This window comes from Streptomyces capoamus (genome assembly GCF_014654935.1).
GTDB lineage: Bacteria > Actinomycetota > Actinomycetes > Streptomycetales > Streptomycetaceae > Streptomyces > Streptomyces capoamus.
In genome coordinates, this window is record NZ_BNBF01000007.1 from 77,551 (window position 1) to 82,394 (window position 4,844).

The 4,844-nt window shown below is 70.0% G+C and carries 3 protein-coding genes; all 3 read right to left on the reverse strand.

Features of this window, described 5'->3' with window-relative positions; genetic code table 11:
• Positions 1-3,536: TIR domain-containing protein (locus IE312_RS13405; RefSeq protein ID WP_189981434.1), on the reverse strand; the 3,536-nt coding region annotated here is incomplete at its 3' end.
• A 188-nt stretch (positions 3,537-3,724) separates the two neighbouring features.
• Positions 3,725-4,492 (reverse strand): alpha/beta hydrolase family protein, encoded by a 768-nt coding sequence (locus IE312_RS13410; RefSeq protein WP_189981435.1) that lies wholly within the window; start codon positions 4,490-4,492, stop codon positions 3,725-3,727.
• A 223-nt stretch (positions 4,493-4,715) separates the two neighbouring features.
• Positions 4,716-4,844 (reverse strand): alpha/beta hydrolase (locus IE312_RS39860; protein WP_229899739.1); only part of this gene is annotated, 129 nt, incomplete at its 5' end.

Below are 4,844 nucleotides of genomic sequence, written 5' to 3' on the forward strand. Positions count from 1 at the left end.
TGCTCCTCGGCCTGCTGGTAGTCCCCCCGCAGCTGCGCGAGCCTGCCGAGCTGGTGGGAACTGCCGGCGATGCCGGAGCGGTAGTCGAGCTCCTCGGCGATGGTGAGGGCGGCGCGGTAGTGCTCCTCGGCCTGCTGATAGTCCCCCCGCCCCTGCGCGATGAGGCCCAGCTGGTGGATATAGGCGGCAGCAATGCGGGAGCCGGCCGGGACCCAGGTGAGGGATTCCTCCACCAGGTGTTGTTCCCAGTCCCAGGCTCCCCAGGTGTGCAGCTGGGAGCACACCCCCTGTGTGACAGTGTCGGCTTGGTCGAGGTCGCCTGCCTGATGGTGGTGATGGCGTACCTCGATGAGCTGGGTGATGTCGTCGGTGAGAGGTTGGGACCACGTGCTGACGCGCCACTGCCAGTAGGCGGCGGCCCGCTGGTGAGCGGCTTTGAGGGTGTCGGGGTGGGCGCGCCTGCGGAGTGCGTCGGCGGTCCAGTGGTGCACCGTCAAGCCGGTCGGCTCGCTGCCCGGTTCGTCCTGGGGTGCGGGGGCCGGCGAGACCAGCCCGAACTCAAGCAACCGCTTCAAGGCGTTACCGCCCTGGCCGTCCAGGTCGACAGGAGGCCGCCGGAGCTCCTTCACAATTGCCATGTATTCGGTGATCGTCTCGGGTGTCAGGCCGAAGTTGTCGTCCGGTCCTGCTCCGGCCGCGTGCGCCTCGGTGATGCGCGCGCCGATCGTCTCCAGACTTTGCAGGAGGGCCGGCTCGGGTTCGGGGGGTGTGGTCAGCTGGGACAGCTGCCAGGCGGCCCCGGTGTAGTCGACCGGGGTGCGGTAGACGGCCATCCCGTCCAGCAGCCGCCGTGCGCCGGGCACGTCTTCGAGCTGGTCGAGGAGGGTGTCGAGAAGGATGTCGTCGACCGCGAGGGTGACGGTCTCGGCCAGTGCCGTGTCCAGGTCGCCCTCGACGTCCGCCAGCCAGCGTTCGGGATCGGGAATGCCGCGGTTCTCCAGGGCGGCTTCCATGCGGTTGGCGATGTCGGGGAAACGCGCTCGGCCGCCGCGCAGCAGGGCGTCGAGGTACTCCAAGGCGCGCGGGTGGCCCCCGACGTCGGTGTACGCGCGGTGCTGGTCGGCAGGGGAGAGGGTGTCGAGACCGGGCAGGCGCCAGATGAGTTTGCGGGTCTCGGCCAGCGACAGCGGTCCCAGGTGATGGGTGGTGAGCCGTTTGTGGGCGCGCTGGGGGAGGCTGAAGGGGTAGCGGCTGGTGACCAGCAGCTTCGTCTGCGGGCTCGCCGCCGCCCACGTCGCCAGGAAGGCCGCCAACGCCGGGTCGGCCAGCTCCCAGCCATCGCCTGACCGAACGAGCAGATCTTCGGCATTGTCCACGATCATCAGCACCGGGAGCCGCGGCAGCACGGTCTGGCGGACCAGCTCCCACCGGTCCCGCCAGGGCGTGCGGGCGTCCGTCAGGGCCAGCGCGGCGCGCCGCAAAGCGTCTGTCTCCGCCAGGTCTTCGGTCATGCAGTAGGTGTTCAGGCGTTGTCGCAGGGTTGCCAGGACGGCGTCGACGGTACGGGTCGTACCTCCCGAAACCGGCACGATCAGCCGGTCCTGGGCGCCGTAGTGGTGCAGGAGTTCGGCGGCCAGTGTGGATTTGCCGACCCCGCCGATGCCATGCACCAGCACCCCAGCCCGCTGGGGGTCCCGCAGGGCGGACAGCAGCCGGCGCAACTCGCCGCGCCGGCCGACGAACTCGCCGACCTTGCGCACCACCATGCCCTCGTCCAGCACCGTCTCCGGCACGACTGGCACCCGGTCGGCGCCGGGGGCGCGGTCGAACAAGGGCAGCGGGGGGCCTGCCAGGAACAGCGCCGGGGTCGCCCACTCCGGCCACGCGGCACGCGGATCGTTGTCCGGCAACTGCCGGCGCCGGGTCTCCAGGGTGCGGCGGGCCTGGGAGAGAGCGGTCAGCGGGTTGGGGTGCTCGGCCCGCGCCAGCGCCTCGTACATCTCTGCGGCCAGTTCGGTGGCGTAGTGGTCCGTGACGGAATCGGTCATCGCCAGCACCGCCGGCACCCCGCGCTCCAGCAAAGCGCGCGCCAGCCCGGCCCGGACCCGCCCCACCTCACTCACGACATCAGCACCGGGCCCTTCAGCGTCGGGGCTCGACCCGCTCTCTTCACCTGAGGGCAGCTCTTCCGGTATCTCCGCATCCTGTGTCACGGGGGTGCGGGCGGTGGAACAGCCGGCCAGCACCACCAACGGAATCCCGCGATCGGTGGGCAGGCCCTCTGCCATGAACCGCTGCGCATCGACCTCGTCGACCTGGCCCTGCTCGCCCTCCAGCAGCAGGATGCCCGGCTTGGCATGGCAGGACAGGTGCAGGATGTGGAAGCGTTCCCGCTCCAGAGCCGCGCGGATCTCGGCAAGACTGCCCCAGTTCAACACCCTCACATACGCACCCTGCCCGGACCGTGCCGGGTCTACGGCGTCCAGGATCCGGCCCAGTTCCCGCTCGTAGTCGAGGAGTTCACCCCCGCCGGACTCCGGGCCGGCCACCACCGCCAGAATCCGCAACGGACCCGGCACCTGCACCGCTACCGGCGGACTCCGGCGCCGCACCGTGCGGTACAGCTCCACCTGCTCCGACAGCACCAACGGCCGTACCGCACCCGGAACAGTCAGGGTCTCCCACGGCAGATCCACCCACCCCGGGTCATCCACTGCCAGCCCGATCCGCAACGACGCATGACGCGCCTGGGCCAGCTGCTCCTCCCGGGCCAGAGCTGCCGCCATCTCACCGCATACGAACCGCTCACCCAGCGCCCCACCCACGGCAACCAGCGCCCCTGTCACCCCTCCGGAAGCGGTTGCCTCCTCCGGGGACGGCGATCGCCGCGTGGCCAGGCCGCTCGTGGCCCGGGCACGGGCTCGCTGCAGCGTCCACAGCTGCTGCTCAAGGCCGCGATCCACCCCGCGCGGCACACAGGACGTCTCGCCGCTCACGGTGGAGAACGCCACTACCCCCGTGCCGACCCGTAACTCCGCGTGCGTGGGTCCGTCCGGCCGGTAGGCCACCGCATCGGGCACCACCAGCGCCCCACCCCGCTCCGGGCGCTGCGCCGACGACAGCCCCCGCACCGCCCGCTCCACCTGCCTCACCCGCTCCCCGTACTGGGCCGGGGAGGCAACGTGACGAAAGTCGATGTACAGCCGCGATGCGATGAAAGGCGGCAGCTCCACCTCGCCCACCAGGACCGGGATCAGGCGCTGTCCTCGCTTCACTGCGGCGGCCACGGCGGCATCGAACTCCTCACCGCACCACCCGGACTCCACCCAGTGCCGGCTGACGACGGCCACCACGGCACCAGCTGCCGCCAGCCCGTCCTGCAACCGCGACGCAACCCGCTCGCCGCCGACCAGCTCCCACTGATCCAGCCACACATCACGACCCAGCCGATGCAGATTCTCCGCCAGGGTCCTCGCCCACGGCTCGTCCTCATGCGCATACGACACGAACGCGTCGAACCGATCGACCTCAGCCACACCGCACCCCCCGAGCCGGGCGCCCCTGCACCAGGTGAGCGCCCCGGCAACTGGTCTTCACGCCGACCACACGCTAGAGCACCCCAGGACCCCCTACGCCCGGAATGGCCTCATTGCCCCCTGCAGCCTTGGCTCGGTCGAGGTTGTTGCGGCGCCCGGCCGGCAGCAGGACGCCGCAACCGCTCACGTCAGGCCGACGCGGTGCCCGCACCACCGAAGTGCCGGGCGAAGAACCGCACCGCGCTGTCGGCCTCGAACCTGGGCAGCTCCTTGCGCTTGCCGGAGTTCACGTGCAACGACTTCTCCTTCGAGGCGAAGGCGTCGAACAGCGCGAGACCCTCCTCGCGCGAGATGTGCTCGTCGTCCCACTGCAGGTCGAACTCGATCGGGACGGTGATCTCCTTCGCCTTCTCCGCCAGAACGTCGGGCCAGTGCTGACCGAAGACCGCAGCGGTGATCCTGGGCTCGATCGCCACGAACGGTATGCCGATCGCGGTGCCCATGTTGATGCCCCAGAAGCCGACCGGCCCACCGGTGCCGATCTCCGGGAGTTCCTGGAGGGCGTCCAAGGTCGCCTGGTACTCGGGCACGGCGAGCTCCGCCAGGTGGGCGTTGTAGCGGACGACGATCGGGCCCTCCGGCTCGCCCGCCGCCCGCGCACGGAACAGCTCGGCGATTTCCGCCTCGTCGTGTGCCGTGCGCGGCCGGTCGCCGTGACCCGGCGCGTCGATGACGGCGACATGGAAGCCGCAGCCAGTCACCAGCAGCCGCGCACGGCCCGCCATCGCCGGGTGCTTCTTGTGATTGCCGCCGCCGTGGGCCATCAGGATCAGAGGCGCGCGATCGGACGCGTTCGAGGCCGGCGACCAGAGGACTCCAGGGACTCCACCCACGGTGAAGTCGCGTTCGAGGACGCCGTTCGACGAGGACTCAGCGGTGAACTGCAGAGAGTGCATGGTGTTGCCTTTCGGGAGTGCCTTGTTGTCGAGGCGCTCCCGGCGACACCTAGGTCAATCGCCGGCCGTGACGGAAAGGGGGAGCACCCACGTCGATACAGCGTTCATGGGTCTCACCTCCTCGGACGGTGTCACGGTCGACTGGAAGCTACCAGCTTGATCATCATCCCTTCAACGTTTTTTCCCGCGACGTGATCACCACTCGGTCGTGGTGCTGGGAGCGTCACGTGGAGCAGGTCGTGCCGTCCTTCGGGACCGTTCCCTTCAGCAGGTAGGCGTTCACCGTCGCGTCGACGCAGTCGCTCCCGTTGCCGTACGCGCCGTGGCCCTCGCCCTTCCACGTCAGTTCGAC

Bases quoted from the DNA above. Each gene is read 5' to 3' on its own strand.
- IE312_RS13410 (WP_189981435.1), bottom strand. From the start codon at position 4,492: ATGCACTCTCTGCAGTTCACCGCTGAGTCCTCGTCGAACGGCGTCCTC.